General features: G+C 31.8%; 29 protein-coding genes. 27 read left to right on the top strand and 2 right to left on the bottom strand.

Features of this window, described 5'->3' with window-relative positions:
- Nucleotides 1-3 precede the first annotated feature (3 nt).
- The gene (gene spoIIR, locus EQM05_RS01040; protein WP_128748112.1) at nucleotides 4-627 is read left to right on the top strand and encodes a stage II sporulation protein R; all 624 of its coding nucleotides are present in this window, start codon (nucleotides 4-6) and stop codon (nucleotides 625-627) included.
- Nucleotides 628-632: 5 nt separating this feature from the next.
- Here the strand turns inward: spoIIR and EQM05_RS01045 are convergent, their stop codons facing one another.
- Entirely contained in the window at nucleotides 633-1,772 is a 1,140-nt protein-coding gene (locus EQM05_RS01045; protein WP_128748114.1) for a glycosyltransferase, read from the bottom strand.
- A gap of 230 nt (nucleotides 1,773-2,002) precedes the next feature.
- Between EQM05_RS01045 and ypeB the strand changes: the two genes are divergently transcribed.
- The 7 genes from ypeB (at nucleotide 2,003) to rho (ending at nucleotide 9,529) form a co-directional block, all read left to right on the top strand.
- Nucleotides 2,003-3,373: a germination protein YpeB gene (ypeB, locus tag EQM05_RS01050; protein WP_128750995.1), complete on the top strand. Its 1,371-nt coding sequence runs from the start codon at nucleotides 2,003-2,005 to the stop codon at nucleotides 3,371-3,373.
- 204 nt (nucleotides 3,374-3,577) lie between these two features.
- Nucleotides 3,578-4,558, top strand: coding sequence for a DUF814 domain-containing protein (locus EQM05_RS01055; RefSeq protein ID WP_128748116.1), 981 nt, complete (start codon nucleotides 3,578-3,580; stop codon nucleotides 4,556-4,558).
- A 22-nt stretch (nucleotides 4,559-4,580) separates the two neighbouring features.
- Nucleotides 4,581-5,009, top strand: coding sequence for a DUF1934 domain-containing protein (locus EQM05_RS01060; RefSeq protein WP_128748118.1), 429 nt, complete (start codon nucleotides 4,581-4,583; stop codon nucleotides 5,007-5,009).
- Nucleotides 5,010-5,156: 147 nt separating this feature from the next.
- Entirely contained in the window at nucleotides 5,157-5,462 is a 306-nt protein-coding gene (locus EQM05_RS01065) for a ribose-5-phosphate isomerase (protein WP_128748120.1), read from the top strand.
- Between the two features lie 219 nt (nucleotides 5,463-5,681).
- Nucleotides 5,682-7,289, top strand: a complete 1,608-nt coding sequence (locus tag EQM05_RS01070) for a CTP synthase (protein WP_128748122.1) — start codon at nucleotides 5,682-5,684, stop codon at nucleotides 7,287-7,289.
- A gap of 120 nt (nucleotides 7,290-7,409) precedes the next feature.
- A complete protein-coding gene (locus tag EQM05_RS01075) occupies nucleotides 7,410-7,754 on the top strand; it encodes a hypothetical protein (RefSeq protein WP_128748124.1) in 345 nt (114 codons plus the stop codon).
- Between the two features lie 308 nt (nucleotides 7,755-8,062).
- On the top strand, nucleotides 8,063-9,529 hold the full coding sequence (gene rho / locus EQM05_RS01080; RefSeq protein WP_128748126.1) for a transcription termination factor Rho: 1,467 nt from the start codon (nucleotides 8,063-8,065) through the stop codon (nucleotides 9,527-9,529).
- A gap of 49 nt (nucleotides 9,530-9,578) precedes the next feature.
- Here the strand turns inward: rho and rpmE are convergent, their stop codons facing one another.
- The gene (gene rpmE, locus EQM05_RS01085) at nucleotides 9,579-9,791 is read right to left on the bottom strand and encodes a 50S ribosomal protein L31 (RefSeq protein WP_128748128.1); all 213 of its coding nucleotides are present in this window, start codon (nucleotides 9,789-9,791) and stop codon (nucleotides 9,579-9,581) included.
- Nucleotides 9,792-10,013: 222 nt separating this feature from the next.
- On the opposite strand from rpmE, the gene EQM05_RS01090 reads away from it, so the two are divergent.
- The 19 genes from EQM05_RS01090 to EQM05_RS01180 all read left to right on the top strand — a co-directional run bounded on the left by EQM05_RS01090 (nucleotide 10,014) and on the right by EQM05_RS01180 (nucleotide 26,211).
- Nucleotides 10,014-10,613 (top strand): thymidine kinase, encoded by a 600-nt coding sequence (locus tag EQM05_RS01090; protein ID WP_128748130.1) that lies wholly within the window; start codon nucleotides 10,014-10,016, stop codon nucleotides 10,611-10,613.
- Nucleotides 10,614-10,632: 19 nt separating this feature from the next.
- On the top strand, nucleotides 10,633-11,577 hold the full coding sequence (locus tag EQM05_RS01095; protein WP_128748132.1) for a DUF1385 domain-containing protein: 945 nt from the start codon (nucleotides 10,633-10,635) through the stop codon (nucleotides 11,575-11,577).
- A 9-nt stretch (nucleotides 11,578-11,586) separates the two neighbouring features.
- Nucleotides 11,587-12,447, top strand: a complete 861-nt coding sequence (gene prmC / locus EQM05_RS01100) for a peptide chain release factor N(5)-glutamine methyltransferase (RefSeq protein WP_128748134.1) — start codon at nucleotides 11,587-11,589, stop codon at nucleotides 12,445-12,447.
- Between the two features lie 121 nt (nucleotides 12,448-12,568).
- A complete protein-coding gene (gene prfA, locus EQM05_RS01105) occupies nucleotides 12,569-13,648 on the top strand; it encodes a peptide chain release factor 1 (protein WP_128748136.1) in 1,080 nt (359 codons plus the stop codon).
- 25 nt (nucleotides 13,649-13,673) lie between these two features.
- A complete protein-coding gene (locus EQM05_RS01110; RefSeq protein WP_128748138.1) occupies nucleotides 13,674-14,270 on the top strand; it encodes a hypothetical protein in 597 nt (198 codons plus the stop codon).
- Nucleotides 14,271-14,362: 92 nt separating this feature from the next.
- Complete coding sequence (locus EQM05_RS01115; protein WP_128750996.1) at nucleotides 14,363-15,067, top strand: ZIP family metal transporter; 705 nt, start codon at nucleotides 14,363-14,365, stop codon at nucleotides 15,065-15,067.
- 13 nt (nucleotides 15,068-15,080) lie between these two features.
- On the top strand, nucleotides 15,081-16,136 hold the full coding sequence (locus EQM05_RS01120) for an L-threonylcarbamoyladenylate synthase (protein ID WP_128748140.1): 1,056 nt from the start codon (nucleotides 15,081-15,083) through the stop codon (nucleotides 16,134-16,136).
- 9 nt (nucleotides 16,137-16,145) lie between these two features.
- Nucleotides 16,146-16,601 carry a low molecular weight protein arginine phosphatase gene (locus tag EQM05_RS01125; protein ID WP_128748142.1) on the top strand — a complete coding sequence of 152 codons (456 nt, stop codon included), beginning with the start codon at nucleotides 16,146-16,148 and terminating at the stop codon, nucleotides 16,599-16,601.
- Between the two features lie 139 nt (nucleotides 16,602-16,740).
- The gene (rpiB, locus tag EQM05_RS01130; protein WP_128748144.1) at nucleotides 16,741-17,199 is read left to right on the top strand and encodes a ribose 5-phosphate isomerase B; all 459 of its coding nucleotides are present in this window, start codon (nucleotides 16,741-16,743) and stop codon (nucleotides 17,197-17,199) included.
- A gap of 1 nt (nucleotide 17,200) precedes the next feature.
- A complete protein-coding gene (upp, locus tag EQM05_RS01135; protein WP_128748146.1) occupies nucleotides 17,201-17,830 on the top strand; it encodes a uracil phosphoribosyltransferase in 630 nt (209 codons plus the stop codon).
- A 201-nt stretch (nucleotides 17,831-18,031) separates the two neighbouring features.
- Nucleotides 18,032-18,520, top strand: coding sequence for a cytidine/deoxycytidylate deaminase family protein (locus EQM05_RS01140; RefSeq protein ID WP_128748148.1), 489 nt, complete (start codon nucleotides 18,032-18,034; stop codon nucleotides 18,518-18,520).
- 29 nt (nucleotides 18,521-18,549) lie between these two features.
- The gene (locus tag EQM05_RS01145) at nucleotides 18,550-19,578 is read left to right on the top strand and encodes an MraY family glycosyltransferase (RefSeq protein ID WP_128748150.1); all 1,029 of its coding nucleotides are present in this window, start codon (nucleotides 18,550-18,552) and stop codon (nucleotides 19,576-19,578) included.
- A 15-nt stretch (nucleotides 19,579-19,593) separates the two neighbouring features.
- Nucleotides 19,594-20,742 (top strand): UDP-N-acetylglucosamine 2-epimerase (non-hydrolyzing), encoded by a 1,149-nt coding sequence (gene wecB / locus EQM05_RS01150; RefSeq protein WP_128748152.1) that lies wholly within the window; start codon nucleotides 19,594-19,596, stop codon nucleotides 20,740-20,742.
- Nucleotides 20,743-20,875: 133 nt separating this feature from the next.
- Entirely contained in the window at nucleotides 20,876-22,051 is a 1,176-nt protein-coding gene (locus EQM05_RS01155; RefSeq protein WP_128748154.1) for an acetyl-CoA C-acetyltransferase, read from the top strand.
- A 492-nt stretch (nucleotides 22,052-22,543) separates the two neighbouring features.
- Nucleotides 22,544-24,016 (top strand): IS66 family transposase, encoded by a 1,473-nt coding sequence (locus tag EQM05_RS01160; RefSeq protein WP_128748030.1) that lies wholly within the window; start codon nucleotides 22,544-22,546, stop codon nucleotides 24,014-24,016.
- 338 nt (nucleotides 24,017-24,354) lie between these two features.
- Entirely contained in the window at nucleotides 24,355-24,723 is a 369-nt protein-coding gene (locus EQM05_RS01165) for an ATP synthase subunit I (RefSeq protein WP_128748156.1), read from the top strand.
- A gap of 14 nt (nucleotides 24,724-24,737) precedes the next feature.
- On the top strand, nucleotides 24,738-25,406 hold the full coding sequence (locus EQM05_RS01170; RefSeq protein ID WP_128748158.1) for a F0F1 ATP synthase subunit A: 669 nt from the start codon (nucleotides 24,738-24,740) through the stop codon (nucleotides 25,404-25,406).
- A 23-nt stretch (nucleotides 25,407-25,429) separates the two neighbouring features.
- Nucleotides 25,430-25,681: an ATP synthase F0 subunit C gene (atpE, locus tag EQM05_RS01175; RefSeq protein WP_128748160.1), complete on the top strand. Its 252-nt coding sequence runs from the start codon at nucleotides 25,430-25,432 to the stop codon at nucleotides 25,679-25,681.
- 50 nt (nucleotides 25,682-25,731) lie between these two features.
- Nucleotides 25,732-26,211, top strand: coding sequence for a F0F1 ATP synthase subunit B (locus EQM05_RS01180; protein WP_128748162.1), 480 nt, complete (start codon nucleotides 25,732-25,734; stop codon nucleotides 26,209-26,211).
- Nucleotide 26,212 lies beyond the last annotated feature (1 nt).

Genomic DNA, 26,212 nt, shown 5'->3' on the forward strand with positions numbered 1-26,212 from the left:
AAGATGAAAAGGTTAATCTGTTTATTAATTAGTGTTTTAGTTATATTTTCGCTTTTATTTAGGAATGATAAGGTAGTTAGTCAAAGTGAAATATCAGACAAGCTAATAAGATTTCATATTATTGCAAATAGCGATACCATAGAAGATCAGGCATTAAAATTAAAAGTAAGAGATAAAGTTCTTGCATATATATCACCAAAATTAAGTAATTCAAAAAGTATAGATGAATCCAGATTAATTATTAAAAATAATGATGATGAAATGAAGAAAATAGCAGAACAGGTTGTGAAATCAAATGGATACAGTTATAAAATAAGTTCCAGCCTTGGAAGAGGGAATTTTCCCATAAAAACCTATGGAAATATAACACTGCCCCAGGGTAATTATGAGGCATATAAAATAATGATAGGTGAGGCAGAAGGACAGAACTGGTGGTGTGTGATGTTCCCTCCATTATGCTTTGTTGACATTAGCAAAGGGGAAGTTTCATATGAGGAAACCGAAAAAGAAATGAGGACTGTATTAACCCCGGAAGAATACAGTGCTGTTGATAATACTAAGGGAAATAAAATTCAGATAAGATTTAAAATATTGGACATAATCAGCAAAATAAGAAACCCAGTATAGTTTTACTATATTGGATTTTTTATGCTTTTTTTTATTAATGTTTTTGCTAAGTTATATATATCATTTCCGCAGTTTGGATTAGAGTATTTGGCGCAATTTCTTTTTAATTCCTCAAGTTTGTCTTTTGACTGTAGTAGCTTGTCAATTATCTCATGGCATTTATCCACATCATTTAGATTGATTGCTAAATCATGTTTTAACAGGAATTCAGCATTTTTTTCTTCCTGCCCAGGTATAGGTGAGAATAAACCTAAAGGTATGTTGCAGCTAAGAGCTTCAGTTATTGTAAGTCCACCTGGTTTTGTAAGCAGCAGATCACTTGCCTGCATATATTTATTAACTTTATCTGTAAATCCAATTATTCTGGTTCTGGTTTGAGGAAAAGAAGTCCTGCTAAGATCAGTTAACGTTGAATAAAGCTTTTTATTATTACCAGTAATTATTATAATCTGTATCTGTTCTTTAACTAATGTTAACTGTTCATATACCTCAGCAATTTTTCCCATGCCAAGACTGCCTCCCATTATTAAAATGGTATATACATCTGGATCCAGATCAAGCTCAGCTAATGTGTCATTTTTATTAAATTTTTCGTAAAAACTTGGTTTTACTGGTATGCCTAAACTATGTATAGTTTCTCTTTGAATTCCTTTTGATTCCATTTCTTCAATCATGTCTGAATTTGAAACTACATATGCATCAATATGTGGATGAAGCCAGAAACTATGAGATGCATAGTCAGTAAGTATTGCAATAACGGGAATATCAGTTTTATTTTTGCCCTTTAATATTGACATCATTTCTATGGGAAATGGATGAGTGCAAAAAATTATTTCTGGAGAGAAATCCTCTATTAACGGTAAAAGCTTATATGTCATAGCCTCATTGATTTTATTACTTAATGTAGCAATTCCATAGTCATTTTCAGAGTAATCATAAAGCTTACCAAAAAGGGATGGTGTTACCTTTAATGATTTTAAATAACTTCCAATTACAACTTTATCAATTATGGGATTTATATATTTAAGGGTATCTATTACCTTTATTTCAGATTCCGGTTCGTTCAATAAAATATATTTTTTTACTGCCTCGGCGGCACCAGTATGACCTCCACCTGCGGATACTGATAGTATAAGTGCTTTCATTTTAATCACCTTCTGATTAATAATAGTTAAAATAAATAAATTTTGAGCGTAATAACATTATATAGGAAATATCTATTTTAATAAATAAAATAAAAAAATAATTAAGAAAAAATTAATACTTCAACTTGGAATTTAAAAAATATATAACAATGAGCAACTATTATTCATTAGCAGGAATAATGAAAGAGATAAATACAGATAATATTGTTGACAAAGGAGGGAAATTTATTATGAAGGCTACAAGAAAGAGAATCATCTATACTGCCATTGTAACATTAATAGTGGTATTTTCAAGTACATTTGCTATATTAATGACTTTGGAAAGGACAGATTACAGGAATTATTTACAATCTGAATATAGTAAAAATATGTTTGAACTAATAAATTCTGTCCAAAATATAAGGGTTAACTTAGCAAAAGCAGGTGTTGTTGGTTCAAGAGAACAAAGTATTGTTGTATTTGAGGAAATATTCAGGAATGCATCTATGGCCAATGATAAGCTTAACTCACTTCCAATTCCTCAGGAAATTTCAGCAGAAAGCAGTAAATTTATATCACAGATCGGAGACTTTTGTTATTCCCTTGGAACCTCTGCCTCTGAAGGAAAACAGTTAACGGAACAGGATTATGCTTCAATAGACAGGCTAAAAAAGCAATCATTGGCTTTGGAAGAGCAATTAAATAATATCTCATCAAATATAAACCGTGGGAATATTAAGTGGGGGGATATAAGGAAAAAAGTTACCGGAGTTCTTGCAAAGCAGGATGGGCAGCTGGTATCTGATAAATTCTCAGGAATACAAAAACAAATTGCTCAATATCCATCTTTGATTTACGATGGACCTTTTTCTGACAACAATTTAGATATTAAACCTAGAATTAATGAACAAAGCTTAATATCACTGGAGGAAGGAAAAAAGGCTGCTGTAAATATAATAGGTGCGGATAAAGTCAGCAGTATAGATTATAAAGCCAATGAGGGTAATGCAAAAATCGGATCCTATAGATTTGACATTAAAATTAAAGGAAGAGATAATAAAAATGGATCTGTTATATGTGAAATAAGTAAAAAGGGAGGAAAGGTTATTTATCTTTTAGACAGCAGATCAGTTGTACAGCCAAAGATAGACACAGCTAAAGCTTTAAATATTGGAACAAAATATTTAAGTGATATAGGATATAAGAATATGAATCCAATGTATGTGTTAAACTATGGTAATATTGCTGTGATAAATTTTGTATATAAACAGGATAATATTATTATGTATCCAGATCAGATAAAATTAAAAGTGGCATTAGATAATGGAGATATTATCGGCATTGAATCAGAAAAGTATTTAGTATCACATATAGATAACAGAAAATTAAATACACCTAAAATTACTGAAGCACAAGCTAGAACTAAGGTTGGAAAAAAATTAAAAATAAGTTCGGTAAAATTAGCTTTAATACCAACTGATACAAATAAGGAAGTACTATGCTATGAATATTCGGGAGCTTATAATAATGATAATTTTAAAGTTTACATTAATGCTGAAACAGGATATGAGCAGAAAATTGTGCAGATAATTAATACTCCTAATGGTCAGCTGACAATGTAGAAAAATATTTCATTAATAAAAAGTATAAAGTATAAGGATAATGTTATGAAATTTTCCTTATACTTTTTTATATGTACATAAATAGTTGCGAAAAAATACAAAAACAAATAAACTATATCATAGAAAATATTATTATTGTACATAAATAATTTTAATGCAATTATTATATTGAAAGCAAATATCTATATAGAAGGGTGATTTAAAATGACAAGAGCTTTAGCAATGATGTCAGGCGGATTAGACAGTGTGCTTGCTGCAAAATTAATTAAGGATCAAGGCATTGAGGTTATAGGAATATGCTTCAAATCTTATTTTTTTGGAGAAAAGAATGCTGAAAGAATGGCTGAACAAATAGATATACCATTAGTGGTTGTTGATTTTTCTAAGGAACATTTTGAAATGGTTAAAAATCCAAAGCATGGATATGGAAAAAACATTAATCCATGTATAGACTGTCATGCTATGATGATGAGGTATTCTGGAGAACTTCTTGATAAATACAAAGCAGACTTTATTATTACAGGAGAAGTTTTAAATCAAAGGCCAATGTCACAGAATAGAAACAGCCTTGATGTAGTTAAAAATGAGTCTGGATTTGCAGAGAAAATTTTAAGGCCTTTATGTGCAAAGACAATAGAACCTACTCAAATGGAATTGGATGGTTTAGTGGACAGAGATAAACTTTTAGATATTAAAGGGAGAAACAGAAAAGCACAAATGGAGCTTGCAGAAAAGTGGGGAATTAAAGATTATCCGTCTCCAGCAGGAGGATGCAGGCTAACTGAACCTAATTATGCAAAAAGGTTATTTGACTTATTAAAATATAATAAGAACCCGGAAGAAAGAGAACTGCATTTGTTAAGGATAGGGAGACACTTTAGATTATCAGAAAAGGCCAAAGCAGTGTCTACCAGAACTGGAGAAGAAGGAAATGAAATAAAGGAATTTTTAAATGATAAAGATTTATTATTTTGTTCAGAGGATTACAGCGGATCGGATATAATAATAATAGGAGAACCAGGGGAAAATGATATTAACATGGCAGCAAAAATAGCAGCAAGGTATTGCAAGGGTAAGCATGAGGATAATTTAAAAATAAAATATGGGTATTTTAATAATGGCTTAAACAAACATATTGTTACAGAAGCTGCTTCAGAGGAAGAATTAAATAAATACCTTATATAAAAGTACTATAGAGAGGTAAGTTATGAAGAAAAAAGCAATTATTACTGTTTCAAGCAGGCAGATTAATGAAGAAAATAATGATGAAGATGTTGAAGTAGTAACACCTGGAAACTTTTATAAAAAAGAAGATAGTTACTATGCTGTTTATGAAGAAACTGAGATTTCCGGCATGAAAGGAACTACTACAACACTTAAAATTGAGGACAATAAGCTATCCCTCATAAGAATTGGAAGTACAAGTTCAAAGATGGAATTTGATGAAAAAAAAGAAAATGTTTCAATGTATACTACTCCATATGGAACTTTGCAATTAAAAATTAAAACCAGTGATCTGGACGTGGATGTGAATGATTATGGAGGGGATGTAACTGTTAATTATGATTTAAGCATTGTAGGACAGGTACCAGTAAAAACAGTTCTTAAAATTAATATTAACCCTAATAAAAACTAATACAAACAGGCTGGCATATTATATATAAATTATAGTAGGCTGGCCTGTTTATTTTATTGCTATATACTTTTCAGGTTTAGAAATATATTATCTGGATAGTATTATTATTGAGAAATACAATTATAGTAATTTTCGGAGGGCAGCATTATGAATGATTTTAAAAACAAAGAAAATACTTATAAGAGAATAATAAACATTTTATGTGAGCATATGGACATAAATAGCAGCGAATTAATAAAGATTATGAAGGATAAAGAATGCAGATATATTCTTTTCCTGCTATTAAAAAAATATGACTGCATAAACATGGAAAACTTAAATAGAGACTTTTTAATAGATAGTAAGAAGAAAATAACCAGCAATTTAAGAAAAGCCGAAGAAAAAATGCTAATAAATAAAAGAATAAGAGATATGTATTTTGAAGCAGAAAATATTATGGAAAAATACAAATAAATTTTTATAAAAAAACAAAAAAAAGTATAGCACTAATTTAAAAACTGTGTTAATATATTTAATATGTTTTTAAACACAAAAATACCATTTTATTTATAGGGTAATATCTATTATAAAAGGTTTAATAATAATTGTCAATATAATTTTATAAGTTGTTTAAGGCTAAATATATTAAACAGGAGGTGAAAACTGTTTTAATGGTTATTAAAGCAGGTACATATGAGTACTAAATACATTTTTGTTACTGGAGGAGTAGTTTCATCATTAGGTAAAGGAATTACAGCTGCATCACTTGGCAGGCTATTAAAAAATAGAGGACTTAAGGTTTCAATACAGAAATTTGACCCGTACATAAATATAGATCCAGGTACAATGAGCCCATATCAGCATGGGGAGGTTTTTGTAACTGATGACGGTGCAGAGACAGATTTAGATTTAGGACACTATGAAAGATTTATAGATGAGAATTTAAGTAAAAACAGCAATGTTACAACTGGGAAAATCTATTGGTCGGTAATTACAAAGGAAAGAAAAGGCGATTACTTAGGGGGAACTGTACAGGTAATCCCGCATATCACTAATGAAATTAAATCAAGGGTATACAGAGTAGCCAAAGAAAAAGATGTAGATGTTGTAATAACTGAAATTGGAGGTACAATCGGAGATATTGAATCACTTCCATTTTTAGAAGCAATAAGACAGATAAAATATGAAGTTGGAAGAGAGAATGTATGCTTTATCCATGTCACATTAATACCTTACCTTAGTAAATCAGGTGAACTAAAAACTAAGCCTACTCAGCATTCTGTAAAAGAGCTAAGGGGAATCGGAATACAGCCTGATATTATTGTATGCAGATCTGAAAAGCCTATTTCCAATGAGATGAAGGATAAAATAGGATTGTTTTGTAATGTAGATAAAGATGCAGTAATTCAAAATCTTGATGCAGAAAATTTATACGAAGTACCATTATTGCTGCATGATGAAGGACTGGATACATTAGTATGCAAAAAGTTAAATTTAAAGTGCAGCGAAATTGACAATACTGAATGGATCAATATGGTTAATAAAATAAAGAATTTATCCAAAAATGTTACTATAGGGCTTGTTGGAAAATATGTAGAACTGCACGATGCATATATTTCAGTTGTAGAAGCATTAAATCACGGTGGATATGCAAATGATTCAAATGTTGAAATTAAATGGATAAATGCTGTTAATGTAAATAGTGAAAACGTAGATGAAATGCTGAAAGATGTAGATGGTATACTGGTTCCAGGAGGATTTGGAGACAGGGGAATAGATGGCAAAATTGAAGCTTGTAAATATGCCAGAGAAAATAATATACCATTTTTGGGAATCTGCCTTGGAATGCAGTGCTCTGTTATTGAGTATGCAAGGGATGTTTTAGGACTTAAAGAAGCTCATACTTCGGAAATAGATCCCGATACAAAATATCCAGTTATAGACTTAATGCCTGAGCAAAAGGATATTGACGATAAAGGCGGAACCATGAGACTTGGAATATATCCATGTAAGCTTTCTAAAGATACTAATTCATATAAAGCATATGGAGAAGAAATTATTTATGAAAGACATAGGCACAGATATGAGTTCAATAATGAATTTAGAAAGCAGTTAACAGATGCAGGTTTAATTTTGGCAGGTACCAGCCCAGATGAAAGACTGGTTGAAATTGTAGAAATTAAGAATCATCCATGGTTTGTTGCAGTTCAATTCCATCCTGAACTTAAATCAAGACCTAACAGGCCGCATCCTTTATTCAGAGATTTTATAAAAGCATCTCTTGAAAATAACAGAATGTAATTTAAAAGCTATGTTTTAAGTGTTAATTTAAAACATAGCTTTTTTAGCAGGATTTTAACAAGATATATAGAATAATATATTATGTATTAATAATAAATATTACTTTGGAGGTGAAACCTGATGTTGATTAATTCTGAATTGAGCATAGCAGTTAAAAACTACTATGGACAGTATAGATTAAGAAATTTTTCAATATTTAAAATAGATGACTTAAATAATTGTTTCACTCCGTTTAAGATTACAATTAACAAAAACAGAGAAATCGTAATAAAGATAAAATGCCCTATATGTGACTGTTATCATTTTTATAGATATTCTATAAGTGATGTGCTGGATAGAAACATTTTAGTTGGTGGTTGTGAATCTTTAGGAGTCCCGCTATTTTATATAGGGAAAAATAAAAATGTTACTAATAGAGTAAAAAGATACAATGAGGTAAATAGAAAATTATTTGCCATGATATAAACTTTGCAAAGTTGAAGGCTAAACATATTGACATATTAAAGACTGTGGTGTAACATTTAAGTGTAATTTGTATTTGAAAACGTTTTGCTAGGTGTAAAACCAAACCATTAATTCCAAACAATAATCAAAATTCCGAACTAAAATCCCATAGTTTTTCTATGGGATTTTAGTTTTAGTTAAAATTTTATGGATTAAAAATACAAAATGGGGTATAATCAAATGTAAAATATACTTTTCTTATGCAATTCTAAATAAAATCCCTTTTATTTACATAAGTAGTTTTAAGTTTAATGTGAGGTGTAAAATTAGTGAATAAAGAATTGGAAGAGACAACTCTTTCAGAATTAAAAGAAATAGCTAAAGGCTTGGGAATCAAAAATATTTCCAAATATAGAAAAAGTGATTTGATTGAAAAAATCAAAGAGATTTCACCAGTGAGTATAGAAAAAGATGGTATTGTTTTGCGGGAAAAAATAATTCCTAAAAGTGAAATAAAAACAAATGATGATATTAGTGAAACAGTTAAAACAGATACAACGGAAAAAGTACATGAAAGTGAAAAGAAAAGTAATATTGATGAAAACCATCTAAGGTATGAAGAAAAAAAAGAAAAGCTGAAAGAGATGATAAATGACTCTGAAACAGCAAATGGGGTTTTAGAAATTGTAGAAAATAATAACTATGGTTTTCTAAGGGGAAAAAATTATCTTTCCGGACCTGATGATATCTATGTATCACCTTCACAAATCAGAAGATTTAATTTGAGAACCGGTGATAAGGTAGAAGGCAAAATCAGAATAGCAAAAGAAGGAGAAAAGTTCCCGGCACTTCTTTATGTTCAAAAAGTAAATGGAGAGGATCCTGAGAGAGCTGTTGGAAGGATACCTTTTGAAAATTTAATTCCTATATATCCAAATGAAAGATTAAGGCTGGAAACAAATAGGGAAGAATTATCCATGAGAATGATGGATATTATATCACCAATAGGCAAGGGACAAAGGGGAATTATAGTAGCTCCTCCAAAGGCAGGAAAGACAACACTTTTAAAAATGATTGCTCAAAGCATTACCAGGAATTACCGTGAGGTAAAGCTTATTGTAGTACTTATTGATGAAAGACCTGAAGAAGTTACGGATATGCAGAGGTCAATAAATGGTGAGGTTATTTATTCTACTTTTGATGAAGAACCTGATCACCATACAAAAGTTGCTAACATGGTATTGGAAAGAGCAAAAAGAATGGTTGAACAAGGGCAGGATGTAATTATTTTACTTGATAGTATCACCAGATTAGCAAGGGCATATAATTTAACAATTACCCCTACTGGAAGGACACTTTCAGGAGGACTCGATCCAGGAGCTTTAATGATGCCTAAGAAGTTTTTTGGGGCAGCAAGAAATATTGAAAATGGCGGCAGCTTAACTATTTTAGCCACTGCTTTAATAGAAACGGGAAGCAGAATGGATGACATGATTTTTGAAGAATTTAAAGGTACAGGTAATATGGAAGTCCATCTTAACAGAAAGCTTCAGGAGAGAAGAATTTTCCCTGCAATAGATATATATAAATCTGGTACGAGAAAAGATGACCTGCTGTTTAAAGATCGTGATGAAAAAGAGGCAGCCTATAATATTAGGACTCTCCTTTATGATGAAAGCAATGTGGAAAATATTACTGAAGATTTAATTAATATGTTGTCTAAAACAAGAAATAATTATGAATTTGTTTCATTGATATCAAAGATGAATCTTGGAAAAGAAAGAACAAAAAGATAAATAAAATGAAAAAAACTCGGTCGAAAAGATCGAGTTTTATCATACCAATTTATTTTTCTTCTTTTAAGTTGAATTTCTTCATGAACTTTTCAACTCTTCCACCAGCATCTACTATCTTTTGCTTGCCAGTGAAAAATGGGTGGCATTTAGAACATATTTCAACCTTAAGTTCTTTTTTGGTAGAACCTGTAATAAAAGTATTTCCACATGCACACTTAACTACAGCATCATGGTAGTATTCTGGATGTATGCCTTCTCTCATTTTTTTCACCTCTTTAAATTTAAACATTAATTATTAACCTCTAGATTATAGCATATGTTAAATAACCCAGTCAACAACGAAAGCTAATATAATTAATATTAACTTTAATAGATTAGAATAAAGATTTTTATACTGATTTAATATATAATATAATTGTTTATAAATCATAAACTAATTTTAATATAAAACAATGTTAAAAAATTCGGAGGTAATTACTACAAGATGAGTAAGCTATATTTTAGATATGGGGCAATGAATTGCGGAAAGACAACTAGTTTAATGCAGGTTGCACACAATTATGAAGAAAGAGGCATGAAAGTAATTATTATGAAGCCAATGACTGATACAAAAGGTGCAGATAAAGTTGTATCCAGACTTGGCATTACAAGAAAGGTAGACATGCTTCTTGATGGACACGAGGATGTTTATGAAAGAGTAAATAATTGGATTAAGGAAAATGGAAAAGTTCATTGTATTTTAGTAGATGAGGCGCAGTTTTTTAAAAAAGAGCAGATAGATGAGTTTTTCAGGATAGCAGTAATGATGGATATACCTGTAATATGTTATGGATTAAGAACAGATTTTCAAATGAATGGTTTTGAGGGCAGTTCCAGGCTTCTGCTGCTTGCACATAGTATTGAAGAATTAAAAACAATATGTACCTGCGGCAGAAAAGCTATATTAAACGGAAGAAAAATGAATGGCAAATTTATTTTTGAGGGAGAGCAGGTTGCAATAGACAAATGTAATGACATTGAATATCAGTCTTTATGTGGAAAATGTTATTTTAAATATAAGGATGAGTATACACATATAAAATAATGTTATTGGAGGAGAATTAATGAAGAGGAAAACATCTGTAGGCGGCCAGGCAGTAATTGAGGGCGTTATGATGAGGGGAACCCATGGCATTGCTACGGCGGTAAGAAAGAGTGATGGACAAATCGTTATAGACATGCAGAATACTGTGCCTTATACAAAAAAAAATAAATTCTTTGCACTGCCTATTATCAGGGGATTTGTTTCACTTATTGAATCCCTTGTTATAGGAATAAAAACCCTGAATTATTCATCTTCATTCTTTGAGGAGGATGAGGAAGAGAGTAAATTTGATAAATGGTTTAAAGATGTTTTTAAGGAAAAAAGCAATGATGTGATTACAGCTTTTTCACTTATAATTTCCCTTGTGCTGTCAGTGGGAATATTCTTTATTTTACCAACTCTTGCTGCAAATTTATTTAAAAAAGTGGGAGTTAATAATACTATAATGCTTAATATAGTCGAAGGTGTAATAAGGATAATTATATTTCTTTTTTATATTTATTTTATAGGTAAAATTGAGGATATAAATAGAGTATTCCAATACCACGGAGCTGAGCATAAGACTATATTCTGCTATGAAGATGGAGAAGAGCTTATTCCTTTAAATGCCAAAAGTTACTCCAGATTTCATCCCAGGTGCGGGACTAATTTCTTATTTTTGGTTATGATAGTTAGTATAATGGTATTTTCATTAACAGGATGGAGTTCTCTGGGTGAAAGAATATTTTACAGGATAATTCTTTTCCCAGTTATATCAGGAATAACCTATGAACTGATAAAATGGTTAGGCAGAAGTGAAAGTAAGCTGGCCAGAATAATTGCATATCCAGGGCTTATGCTTCAAAAGCTTACTACAAGAGAACCTGATTTACAGCAGCTGGAAGTTGCAATAGCTGCACTTAAAAGTGCAGAAGGAATCGAAGACAATGATGACATGGAAAATAAAAAGGAACAGGAGATATAGTGCACATAGATGGATAATAGTATTCAGAGCCTGCTGATACAATCCTATGATTTGTTAAAAAATGCTGATATAGAATCATATAGATTGGATGCACAGCTTCTAATGGCAAAGGCTATTAATAAAGATAAATTGTTTGTAATGACAAACAGAGATTACAAAGTTGACATAAAACAGCAGCAGGAATTTTGGAACTTTATAAATTTGAGGATTAAGCATATGCCTGTAAAATATATTACAGGTGAATGTGAATTTATGGGAATGAATTTTATAATAACTCCCGGGGTACTAATACCAAGGCCTGACACTGAAACTTTAGTGGAATCAGCAATTGATGATATTAAAAAAAATAATGTGACCAATGTTTGTGATGTATGCTGCGGCAGTGGTGCTATTGGAATTTCAATTGCAGATTATATACCTGAAGTTATAGTAAATTGTTATGATATATCTGATACAGCATGTGATGTAACAAAAAGAAATATAGATAAATTTTTACTTAAGGAAAGAGTTTTTGTAGAAAAAAGTGATATATTAAATTTACCTGTAATTGAAAATAAAAAGTTTCAGATGATTGTTTCTAATCCGCCTTATATAAAGGATGAGGATATATGTAAATTAATGAGCGATGTAAAAGACTATGAACCATATGAAGCTTTATATGGTGGGGAAGACGGCGTTGAATTTTACATCAAAATTACTAAACAAAGCCTTAAACTGTTAGATAATTATGGTATATTGGCATTTGAAATTGGAGATACTCAAAAAAACCAGGTGATGGATATAATGAAATCCAATGGATTTAGTAATATTTACTGCATAAAAGATTTAGCTGGGAGAGACAGAGTTGTTAAGGGAATTTTAAAAAGATAACAAAATTAAAATAAAGAAAATTAGTGAAATTTGATGAAAACTTTGAATTTTGTTGATATGCTTTATTTAATTATGTTATAATAATAAATTGTTAAATTATTATTACGGAGTGATATAATAAATGTTAAAAAGATTAGATTTCATTGAAAATAAATATGAAGAATTATCTCTTAAAATTAGTGACCCTGAAGTTATGGCAGATCAAAAGGAGTGGCAGAAGCTTTGCAAGGAGCATGCTGAACTTGAGTCAATAGTAATTAAATACAGGGAATATAAAAAAGCTGAAGAAGAATTAAATGAAGATAAGGAAATGCTTAAAGAAGAACAAGATAAAGATATGAAAGATATGCTTCAGGAGGAAATTAAAGATTTAACCTCAAAGATTGAAGAAACATACAATGATATAAAGATTCTTCTATTACCTAAGGATCCTAATGATGAAAAAAATGTATTTATAGAAATACGTGCAGGAGCTGGTGGAGAGGAAGCTGCTTTATTTGCATCAAATCTTTTTAGAATGTATACAAGATATGCAGAAAGACATGGGTTAAAAGTTGAAACCATCAGTGCAAATGAAACAGATCTTGGGGGTTTTAAAGAAGTAGTATTTATGATTAAAGGAGAAAATGCATATAGTAAATTAAAATACGAAAGCGGTGTACATAGAGTCCAAAGGGTTCCTGATACAGAATCCAGTGGAAGGATTCACACATCTACAGCTACTGTTGCAGTGCTTCCAGAGGTAGAGGATGTGGATCTGGTTATAAATCCAAATGATTTAAGAGTAGATGTGTACAGGGCATCAGGACATGGCGGCCAGTGTGTAAATACCACAGATTCAGCAGTTAGAATAACCCATATTCCAACAGGACTTGTAGTTACCTGCCAGGATGAAAAATCACAGCTTAAAAATAAAGAAAAAGCAATGAAGGTTTTAAAGGCCAGATTGTATAAAAAAGCTGAGGCAGAAAGAAGTGCCGGTATTGCTGAAGATAGAAAAAGCCAGGTAGGAACAGGGGACAGAAGTGAGAGAATAAGGACATATAATTATCCTCAGGGAAGAATCACAGACCACAGAATAGGATTAACATTATATAAACTTGAATCCTTCTTAGATGGAGATATTGATGAAGTAATAAATGCATTAATAACTGAAGATCAGGCTGAAAAGATGAAAGCCATGGGTAATGAGGAAGTATAAACATTTATAAGAAGAGAGGTATAGTATGAATATTAATAAAGCTATTAGAAAGCAAAAAAGATCTTATAAAAGATTTATGCTGTCTATGTGCTTTATTTTTTTACTGCTTCCTATAGTTTTGCTTGTGCTCAAGAGTTTTAAAATTTTTTATATAGTATATTTAATTATAATTCAGCTTCTTATTTTAGCTGCCATGTTAATAAGAAGCAATAATGAAACATTGAAATTTGAGTATAATAACTATAGACTAAAGATAAATCAGGGAAAGATGAGGCAGGAGTTAAATATATTATGTGAAAAGGTAGTTTATGTACATACGGAGAGTATAGAAGATGAGGAAGATTTCAATATATATTTAATATGCAGTTCAAAGTTTAGAAGCAAGCGTTTATTTCCAATCAGCCTTAACTTTTTAAAAAATCATCCATATATTTCTTATTATTACAGTAAGATAAAAAAGCAGTACCCCGAAAAGCAATATTATTACACTGTTATAAAAAGCGGCAGGCTAATTAAATATGCACTATTAGATGCTATTTATAAAAGCTGCGTTTATGCAGAGTATTCTGAAGATGCCATTGAAAAAATTAAAAGATACAGGGAAGACTCTTACAAAAAATGATTTAAATATAAAGAATATTTAGCGGCAAATTAAAATATTAATTATAGAATAAATTTTTTTTAGGTGAGATTTTGAATAATAATTATACAGTTATGGTAGTGCTGTTTGGAAGTTTAATATCATTAATCGGCACAATGATAGGTGCATCTATGGGAATAATGGTAAGAAAGCCTTCAAATAAATTGCTTGGAGCTACAGTAGGATTTGCAGGGGGATTAATGCTGTCTATAGTAGTATTTGATCTGATTCCTGAATCAATTACTCATTGGGGGCTTTTCAGAACTGTTTTTTTCTGCATTATTGGAGTAGTAACTATTATTTATATGGACAGGAAGGTCAGCTTAAAAGGCATGAACCAGCATATGAAGGTTGCTGTAATGACGGCTTTGGGATTGATGATTCACAATTTCCCTGAAGGAATAATCATGGGATGCGGGTTTGCAACTGGAGGAAGCCTTGGCCTTAAGATGAGCTTAGTAATAGCAATTCACGATATCCCGGAAGGAATATCAGTATCAGCACCATTAATGGCTTCAAAAGTAAAAGCTGGGAAGATACTATTATATGCTTTTTTAACAGCCTTTCCAACTGCTATAGGAGCATTTCTGGGAGCCTATATTGGTTCTATATCCAAGGATATATTAGGGGCATGTTTAGCACTTGCTTCAGGTATAATGCTTTTTGTTGTATGCGGAGAAATGATGCCGGAATCAAACAAACTTTGGGATGGATTAACCAGCACCTTGGGAGTGCTTGGAGGAATTTTATCAGGACTTATAATAATACAGTTTTTATAAAGGTGGGAAAAATATGATTACAAAAGTTGTTAAAGTGGATGACAATAATATCAGCAGAGATGCTATTAGTGAAGCAGGGGAAATTATAAGACGCGGAGGCCTTGTGGCATTCCCTACAGAAACAGTATATGGCTTAGGAGCAAATGCACTTAATGAAGAAGCAGTTAAAAAGATTTTTTTAGCCAAGGGAAGACCTCAGGATAATCCTCTTATAGTTCATATTTCAGATATAGAACAGATTTATCCTTTAGTAAAATCTATTCCCCAGGTTGCAAAAAAGTTAATGAAAAAATTCTGGCCTGGTCCAATGACTATAATTTTACAGAAAACAGATGTAATTCCTGATGTAACCAGTGCTTCATTAGATAGTGTAGGTATTAGGATGCCTTCAAATAAAATTGCACATGAGCTTATAAGCGCTGCCAATGTTCCCATAGCTGCCCCATCAGCAAACATTTCAGGGAGACCAAGCCCTACTGATGTTGAGAGATGTGTTGAGGATTTAGACGGTAAAGTGGATTATATCATTGGGGGAAGTATCTGCAAAGTTGGAGTGGAATCTACAGTAATTGACTGTACTGTGTATCCGCCATGTGTGCTTAGGCCTGGTGGAATCACACTGGAAATGCTAAGGGAAGTTGACAATAAAATATATGTAGATCCCGCAATTATGAAAAAGCCAAATGCAGATTTAAAACCTAAAGCACCGGGAATGAAATACAGACACTATGCTCCTAAGGCACCGCTGAAAATTGTTAATGGGGATTTGAAAAAAACTATTGCAAAAATAAATGAAATAGTGCAAAATTATATAGATGAAAATAAAGTAGTGGGAATAATGGCTACTGATGAAACTATTGCCCACTATAAAAATGGTATTGTAATATCTTTGGGAAGCAGAGAGGATTTAAGCACTATAGCTAAAAATTTATTTGAAACATTAAGAATTTTTGATGATAAAAATGTTGATTTAATATTGTCAGAGTCCTTCGAAGAAAACGGGGTTGGGCTGGCAATAATGAATAGGCTGAAAAAATCCGCAGGCTTTGATATTATTAACTTGAACTAGGAGGTAAGTATGAAAATACTTTTTGTATGCACAGGAAATACCTGCAGAAGCTGCATGGCAGAAGCTATATTTAACTCAATGAGCAATAGAGGCAGAATCACTGCCCAATCTGCAGGGATTTTAGTGACCTCACACAATAAAACATCAAAAAATGCTTCATTAGTAATTAAGGAAAATTTAAACACTGATATTTCTGATAGATTAGCTGTTCAGCTTATGCCTGAAATGATACGCCAAGCTGACTATATTTTCACAATGACTGCAGGTTTAAAAAATTCTGTTTCATCTAATTTCCCAGAATATAAAAATAAAATTTTTTCTTTACCTGAGTTTGTGGGCGAAAGTGATGACGTTATTGATCCCATGGGCGGGGATATAACTGTTTATAGAAAAACATTTGCTCAATTAAAGGTTTATATAATTTTTTTGATTACAAGATTAAAAGAAGATAGGGGTATTTATTAAGTACTGATATCTTTTTTTTGTGTAAAAATTTCATACATTAACAAAAATTTAATGAGAACAATATTAAAGTGTTTCAAAGTTTTATAATACTTATATTAAGTATATTAAATATAAATAAAATATTTTGGAGGTGTAAAATATGAAAATAGCTTTAGGCAGCGATCATGCAGGACTACCATTGAAAAATGAGATAATAAAGCATTTAAATGAAAATGGAATAGAGCTTAAGGATTTTGGAACATATACTGAGGAATCCACTGACTATCCTGATTATGCTCTTAAAGTTGCAGAAGAGGTAGCAGGCAGAAGATATGATTATGGTATACTGGTTTGCGGTACTGGCATAGGAATAAGCATTGCTGCTAACAAGGTGCCTGGCATAAGAGCAGCACTCTGCAGTGATACTTTTAGTGCACATGCCTGCAGAGAACATAACAATGCTAATATATTGGCTATGGGCCAGAGAGTAGTGGGACCAGGACTTGCTATTGATATAGTTGATACATTTTTAAATGCCCAGTTTCAAGGCGGCAGACATGAAAGAAGAATAAATAAAATCACAGCAATTGAAAAAAAGTATTCAATAGGGGGAAAGTAAAATGAGTAAAGTTACACAAATAGCACATCCACTAATATTACATAAGCTGGCATTAATAAGAGATAAGAATACAGGATCTAAAGATTTCAGACAGTTAGTTGAAGAAGTAGCAATGCTGATGGCTTACGAAGTAACCAGGGATTTACAGCTGGAAGAGGTTGAAATTGAAACACCTATATGTAAGACTAAATGTAAGATGTTGGCAGGGAAAAAGGTAGCTATCGTACCAATACTAAGAGCTGGTCTTGGAATGGTAGATGGTATGCTTCAGCTGATACCAGCTGCTAAAGTAGGTCATATAGGACTTTACAGGGATGAAAAAACTCTTAAGCCTGTAGAGTATTTCTGCAAACTTCCACAGGATATTGAGGAAAGAGAAGTAATTGTTACAGATCCTATGTTAGCTACTGGAGGCTCAGCAGTTGATGCCATATCTCTTTTAAAGAAGAGGGGAGCTAAGTATATAAGATTAATGTGTTTAATAGCAGCTCCGGAGGGAATAAAAGCAGTAATGAATGCTCACCCTGATGTAGACATTTATGTGGCTTCCATAGATGAAAAGCTAAATGAAAATGGATATATTGTTCCTGGTCTTGGAGATGCTGGAGACAGACTATTTGGGACTAAATAATAAATAATTTATTATAATTTGGCATAATTTCTACATTAAGTATATTTTACATGGAGAAAATAACTTAATAAGATTTTATGCCTTATTTATTACAGTCTGTTTTTAACCTGAAGTACTTTAAATTGTAATAGTTTTATTATAGAATATAAATTATGAGTAACCTGATTTACAACTTAATTGTATTAAATATTTGGAGGAACTATGGAAAGGATAGGAAAACAAAATTATTATTTAGATATTTGTGAGACAGTTTTAGAAAGAGGAACTTGTTTAAGAAGAAATTTTGCTGCAATTATTGTAAAACAAGATGAAATTATTTCTACAGGCTATACAGGTGCTCCAAGAGGCAGGTTGAACTGCTGTGATATTGGGAAATGCAGGAGAGAAGAACTAAATGTACCAAGGGGAACCAGGTATGAATTATGCAGATCAGTACATGCAGAGCAGAATGCTATTATTTCCGCCAGAAGACAGGACATGATAGGAGCCGCAATGTATCTTGTAGGCAGGGAAGTTAAAAGTGGTGAATATGTACAAAATGCATCACCATGTTCACTTTGTAAGAGATTTATAATAAATTCAGGAATTGAAAAGGTTATAATAAGGGACAGCAAGACTAGTTTTAGGGAAGTGCCTGTAAGTCAGTGGATAGATAATGATGACTCTCTTGAAGGTGACTCTTCTTATTAGGACTTAAAAAATTCAAGGAAGGTAAGTTTATGAAGTTAATATTTTTATGGAGCTGCATAGCATTCGCATTATCTTTGATATTCACTCCAATAGTAAAAAAGTTTGCAATATACATTAAGGCTATTGACGTTCCAAAGGATAAAAGAAGAGTGCATTTAAAACCAACACCTCTTTTAGGCGGGTTAGCAATTTATTTTTCATTTATGCTGACGGTTATAATTAAGGCTGGAAATATTAGTCATGCTGAGGTAGGAATACTACTAGGAAGTACAATTATAGTTATTGGTGGATTTTTAGATGATAAATTTGACTTGAAGCCATGGCAGAAACTTATATTTCAATCAGCAGCCACTGTGTGCCTTATTATATTCGGAGTAAAAATTCAGCTGATAACAAATCCGCTATTTGATAATAAACAATACATAGATATAGGAGTTCTTGGGATACCGCTTACTTTTCTTTGGATAATAGGTATTACAAATGCAATAAATTTAATTGACGGATTGGATGGGTTAGCAGCAGGGGTAGCCTTCATTGCATCAGCCACTTTGTTTTTTGTAAGCATATTGAATTATAGAACAGAAGCTGCATATTTAACTGCAATATTGTGCGGTTCAATACTGGGATTTCTGCCATATAATTTTAACCCTGCTAAAATCTTTATGGGTGATACCGGTGCCCAGCTGTTGGGATTTTTACTGGCTTCTATTTCCATTGAAGGAGCTATTAAATCAGCAGCTGCTTTTGCCATTGCAGTACCAATATTAGCTTTGGGCCTGCCAATATATGACACACTATTTGCCATGATCAGAAGAAAATTAAATGGAAAACCAATAATGCAGGCCGATAGGGGACATTTGCATCATAGGCTGCTTGATATGGGGTTAACACAAAGGCAGACCGTTATCATAATGTATTTAATCAGTGCAGTATTAGGGGCCTTTGCAATATTAGCCATGAAAGTAAGTCCTCAAAGATCATACTTTATTTTAGCAGTAATAATGATATTGTTGGTGTTAATAGCATGGAAATGTGGATTTTTTAAACATAAAGAATAGTATGGAGGAAAAGTCATGAATAAAATAAAGATAATTACAATTTTTGGAACAAGACCTGAAGCCATAAAAATGGCACCCTTAGTAAGGGAATTAAATAATATGCCCGAAATTCAAAATAAGGTGTGTGTTACTGCCCAGCATAGACAGATGCTTGATCAGGTACTTGAATTATTTAATATCACTCCGGATTTTGATTTAAATATAATGAAAACAAAGCAAAGCTTAACAGGTATTACAACAAGAGTATTAAGCGGACTAGAGGAAATTTTTGATAAGGAAAAACCAGATCTAATATTAGTTCATGGTGATACAACAACAACATTTGCAGGTGCACTTGCTGCATTTTATAAAAAGATTAAAGTTGGTCATGTAGAGGCTGGATTAAGGACACATGATAAATATTTTCCTTTCCCTGAAGAGATGAACAGAAAATTGACTGGGGCCATTGCAGACATGCATTTTGCACCTACAACAGGGGCAAAGGAAAATTTAAAAAAGGAAGGAGTGGATGAGAAAAATATATTTGTAACTGGTAACACTGTTATTGATGCTATGAAGTATACAGTTCAGCAGCATTATGTTTTTGAAAATGAAGAACTTAATAAAATTGACTATGAAGGTAAGAAAGTCATAATGGTAACTGCTCACAGAAGAGAGAACTGGGGAAAGGGCATAGAAAACATTTGCGATGCACTTAAAAATATTGTTGAGTCAAATGAAGATGTTGAGCTTGTTTACTTAGTTCATCTTAATCCAGTAGTAAGGGATGTAGTCTATTCAAAGCTTCAGAACGTTCCAAGAGTACATTTATTACCACCCCTGGATACAAAGGAAACACATAATCTTATGAATAAATGCTTTATGGTAATGACAGATTCAGGTGGACTTCAGGAGGAAGCACCGCATCTTGGAAAGCCGGTACTGGTATTAAGAAATGTTACGGAGAGACCTGAAGCTGTAAAGGCAGGTACAGTAAAGCTTATAGGAACAGATAAGGATAATATTATTAAAAACGGAAATGAATTAATAAGGAATAAAAATGAGTATGAAAGAATGAGCAGAGCCGTAAATCCATATGGAGACGGTCTGGCATCAAAAAGAATTACAGAAGCTATTTTATATTATTTTGGAATGAGGGAAAACTGTTTTAAAGAATTTGTATAAACATAAAGTTTGTATATTTTTTAACAAAATCTATTGATAATTGCATTTTATTTGGGTATAATGAATGTGTTGACAGAAAACTTTGTAAATTAATATGGTAAATTACCAATTAACAAAATAGGAGGTTTTTATAATGAAAGATGTAGTTATAGTTAGTGCTGTAAGAACAGCCGTAGGCACATATGGAGGAGCATTAAAGAGTGTTTCAGCAGTAGACTTAGGTGCTTTGGTGGTTAAGGAAGCTTTAAAGAGGATAAATTTAGACCCAGCATTAGTTGATGAAGTTATTTTGGGTAATGTGCTTCAGGCTGGACTTGGACAGAATCCTGCAAGACAATCTGCTGTAAAAGCTGGTTTACCAGTTGAAATTCCAGCAATGACAATTAATAAAGTCTGTGGTTCCGGATTAAGAACTGTAAGCCTGGCTGCACAGATAATTAAAGCTGGGGATGCTGATATCATAGTTGCAGGCGGAATGGAAAATATGTCAAGAGCACCATATCTGCTTCCTACAACAAGATGGGGCCAAAGAATGGGAAATACAACTGTAGTTGATTCAATGATCAATGACGGTCTTTGGGAAATCTTTAACAATTACCATATGGGAATGACTGCAGAAAATATTGCAGAGCAGTGGAACATAACAAGACAAGATCAGGATGAGTTTGCTTTAGCATCTCAGAAAAAAAGTGAAGCAGCAATTAAATCAGGAAGATTTAAGGATGAAATAGTTCCAGTAGTTATAAAAACTAAAAAGGGTGAAGTTATTTTTGATCAGGATGAGCACCCAAGATTTGGATCAACAATAGAGGCATTAGCAAAATTAAAGCCTGCATTTAAAAAGGATGGCACTGTTACAGCAGGAAATGCATCAGGTATTAATGATGGTGCTGCTGCAATAATAGTAATGAGTGCTGAAAAAGCTGAAGAATTAGGAATAAAGCCAATGGCTACAATAAAATCATATGGAACAAAAGGCCTGGATCCTAAAATTATGGGATATGGACCATTCTATGCTACTAAAGCAGCTTTGGAAAAAGCAGATTTAAAAGTTGAAGATTTAGATTTAATAGAAGCTAATGAAGCTTTTGCTGCACAAAGTATAGCAGTTGCCAGAGATTTAAAGTTTGATATGAGTAAAGTAAATGTAAATGGTGGAGCAATTGCTTTAGGCCATCCAGTCGGATGTTCAGGAGCAAGAATCCTTACTACTCTTTTATATGAAATGGAAAAGAGAGATTCTAAAAAAGGATTGGCAACACTTTGCATTGGCGGAGGAATGGGAACAGCTATTATAGTTGAAAGATAAAAGTTTTAAGTTAAAAGTTTAAGTTAAAAGTTTAAGTTAAAAGTTCAAATGGCAAAGTTCAGGTATTGTTCTTTGCTGTTTGAACTTTTTTTAGTTTACTGTTATATAGAATGTAATTATATATATATTTATGAAATAAAAGTTAATATTTTGTTAAGTATTAAAAAAAAAATAAATAATCTGCATAACTTATAGTCAATAAATTAAAAATAGATATAAGGGAATTCACAGAAATAATGGGGAATTAGATCATAGGTTTTAATGTAATTAAACATTTAGTCAATAAACTATAAAGAAATGTAAAATTAGTTAAAAAAATAAATAATTTAGAAAATTTTATATTTATCATAAATTGAGTAACTATTCAGCTATTAAAATAATTTAAATTTACTGTTATTATTAATTTATTGAAAAAAAGCCTTCCATTTATCATTATTTTTTGGTATCATAAAGCCTGTCTTGCAAAAACTAATGATAAGGTGGTGACACATCGTGAGTGAAGGCCAAATCATCGAGATTTACAATCAAGGTGTATCTCAGGTTATAGGTGTTATTAAAGAATTATCAAATCAAATTAAAGAACTACAATCTCAAGTAGAAACACTTTCTAAAGAGAATAAGGCTCTAAACGAGCGTGTAAAATCATTAGAAAGCCAAGTCAACAAAAACAGTAGTAATAGCAGTAAACCTCCATCGTCAGATGGCTTTAAAAAGAAGACTAAAAGTTTAAGAACAAAATCAGGTAAAAAACCTGGCGGTCAAAGGGGTCATGAGGGAACAACATTGTGTTTACATGATACTCCTGATGAAATTGAAATTCACAATGTTGAATTCTGTACTGAATGCGGAGCATCCCTAAAGGATGTACCTCCTGAAAGATATATTGTTCGTCAAATTATAGATATACCAGATGTAAAAGTTAAAATTGTAGAGCATAGAGCAGAAGTTAAAATATGTCCTCATTGTAAAAGTAAAAATACAGCTGCTTTCCCAGAAGAAATAAAGAATACAGTTCAATATGGAGAACGCCTAAAAGCGATAGCTGTTTACTTAACTCAATATCAGTTGATTCCGTATAAACGTGCTGTTGAACTCATTGAGGATTTATTTAACCATCATTTAAGTCAAGGTAGTATGGTAACCTTCAATCAAGACTGTCATGATAATTTACAAGCTATAACAAATAGGATTAGAAATAGCCTTACCTCATCTACAGGAGCAGTTCATTTTGATGAAACTGGTATTTATATAGATAAAAAACGCCAGTGGCTTCATGTTGCTTCTAATAAAAATCTTACATATTATGAATGCCATGAAAAGCGTGGTAAAAAGGCTATTGATGATATTACAATACTTCCAAACTTTACTGGGACGGCAGTCCATGATGGTTTTAAAACTTATTTTAAGTATACTAACTGCAATCATGCTCTATGTAATGCTCATATATTAAGAGAACTTAATGGTATAACTGAATTACAAGGTCAAAACTGGGCAAAGCCAATGAAAAATCTATTGTTAGATATAAAAAAAGAAGTAGATTTAGCTAATAACAAACAAAATGCTTTACCTTTAGATAAAATTCAGGATTTTGAATCTAAGTATGATAAAATACTTAAAGCTGGCATTGACGAAGACTATGCTAAAAACATTGAATTATATTCTAAAAAGAAGGTAAAGAAAAGTGCCAGTCTTAATTTACTCAATAGATTAAATGGCTATAAGGAACAAATACTTGCTTTCATGTATGACTTTGATATACCTTTTGATAATAACTTAGCAGAACGTGATTTACGTATGGCTAAAGTTAAGCAAAAGATTTCAGGCACCTTTAGAAGTTCTGCTGGAGCTAACGCTTTTACTAGAATCCGTGGATATGTATCTACTGTAAGAAAACAAGGCAAAAATGCCTTGGATTGCATAAAATCAACATTTACAGTGAATCAATTTGATCCAACTTTGACGTAAAAGCTCCGCTTAAAAAGGAACGAAGTACCTCTTTTTGGTGAACCTAAAATTAATATTAACACCTTACTGTCAGATGCATAAGAATTTGAAAGTAAGGTGCTTTTTTATATACTTTTTAGGGTAACTGAATAGTTACTAAATTGAAGTATTAAAAAATTATATGTCAATATTGATGAAAAATGAATAAAACAAAAGCTATACAGTCGAATTATATGATGAAACCGTATAAACTATGATATTTATAAAGATTTAGTTTAAATTAAAGAAATACTAGATTTTCTTTCTTACAATAACAACTATATAATAGTTCTATTAATGAAACCCCGGGGGTAAACAAATTGAATGATGAAATAAAAAGCATGTTAAAGAAAATTTTTATCTACGATATTGTAGTAGCTATTATATTTTCAGTAATAATTATGGTAGCAATAAGACTTGATTATGCTGTAATATTTCTTTTGGGTCTGGCAATATCCTTCGGCAGTTTTTATTTAAATGCCTTTACCAGCAATTATGCAATTGAAGGCAGGAGAAAAATGTCGAAAAGTATTATTGTTTTATCATTCTTTTTAAGGGTAATAGCCGTAGCATTGATTGGAGCTATATTATTTACATTTAATAAGTATTATGTTATAGCTTATATATTCGGATATAGTACACATTTCATATCAATTTTAATATATGGCTTAACCATAAAAGAAGAGTGAAAGGAAGTGAGTATATGGAGGAAATGAAGGAATTATTCCAGATACCTTTATTTGGATACAAAATAGGTATAACATCAAGTATATTAATTCAGTGGATAGTTATAATAGCTTTAGGAGTGATTGCTTATTCTTTAACTAAAAACCTTAAAAAGGTTCCTGATAAAAAACAGGGAGCTGTAGAGATTTTTGTTAATTTCATAGATAATCTTGTAAAAGACAATATGGGCGAAAATGCTATGGAGTTTGTACCATATGTTGGTACACTGGTAATATATCTGCTTGTATTAAACTTAGTAGGATTAACAGGGTTTAAAGCACCTACAGAGGATTTCAGTGTTACACTTGGATTCGCAGCTGTTAGTTTCTTTGTAATTCAGGCTAATTCTATTAAAAAAAATGGGTTAATTTCATATTTTACAGGATATGCAAAACCACTAGGATTGTTACTGCCAATCAATATACTGGAGAGAATCATGACACCAGTATCATTAAGTCTCCGACTCTTTGGCAATATGACAGCTGGAGCGGTAATATTAGGTATTGTTTACAGCGGACTAGGAAAGTTTTCAATAGGAATACCAATACCGCTGCATGCGTACTTTGATGTATTTGATGGAACAATCCAAACCGCAATTTTTGTTATGTTAACAATGATTAATATAAAAATAATTTCAGAAGAGTAATAATTAATAAGGAGGATAAAATTATGAATATTGATTCAAAAGGATTTGTAGCTGGAATGGCTGCAATAGCAGCTGGTATTGCAGCATTAGGCTGTATAGGTGGAGGTATTGGTACAGGTAATGCAGCAGCAAAAGCTGTTGAAGCTGTAGGAAGACAACCAGAGGCAAGTGGTAAGATTACTACTACTATGATTCTTGGTCTTGCACTATCTGAAGCTACTGCAATTTATGCATTCCTTATCGGACTTTTACTAGTATTTAAAGTTACTTTATAAGAGTTTATTACATAGCATGTGAAGTAACCTGAAGGGAGGCTTCTACTTTAATGAGTGTAGATGGCTTAAGAATTATTGAGACCATTATCAATCTGTTTATTCTATACTTTATTTTAAAAAAGTTTCTTTTTAAGCCAGTTAATAAAGTTCTAACAGATAGAGAAAATGAAGTAAGTGATACCATAACAAGAACAAAGAAAAATGAGGAAAAATCAAAGAGCCTCTTACTTGAAAATGAAGAAATGATCGGTAAATCCAAGGAAAATGGAAAAGCAATAATTGAAGATTATAAAGTTAAAGCAGAAAACATTTCTTCTAATATAGTATCAGAAGCTCATAGTGAAGCAAATCTTATAATGGAAAGAGCAAAAAAGGAAGCTGAAAGAGAAAAAAATAAAGCCAAGGATGAGATAAAAACCCAGATAGTGGATTTAGCAGTTTTAATGTCTTCAAAAGCTTTGGAAGAATCTATTGATGAAGAAAAGCAAAGAAAACTAATTGATGATTTTATTTCTAAGGTAGGTATCTAAT

It is taken from the genome of Clostridium sp. JN-9 (genome assembly GCF_004103695.1).
GTDB lineage: Bacteria > Bacillota > Clostridia > Clostridiales > Clostridiaceae > JN-9.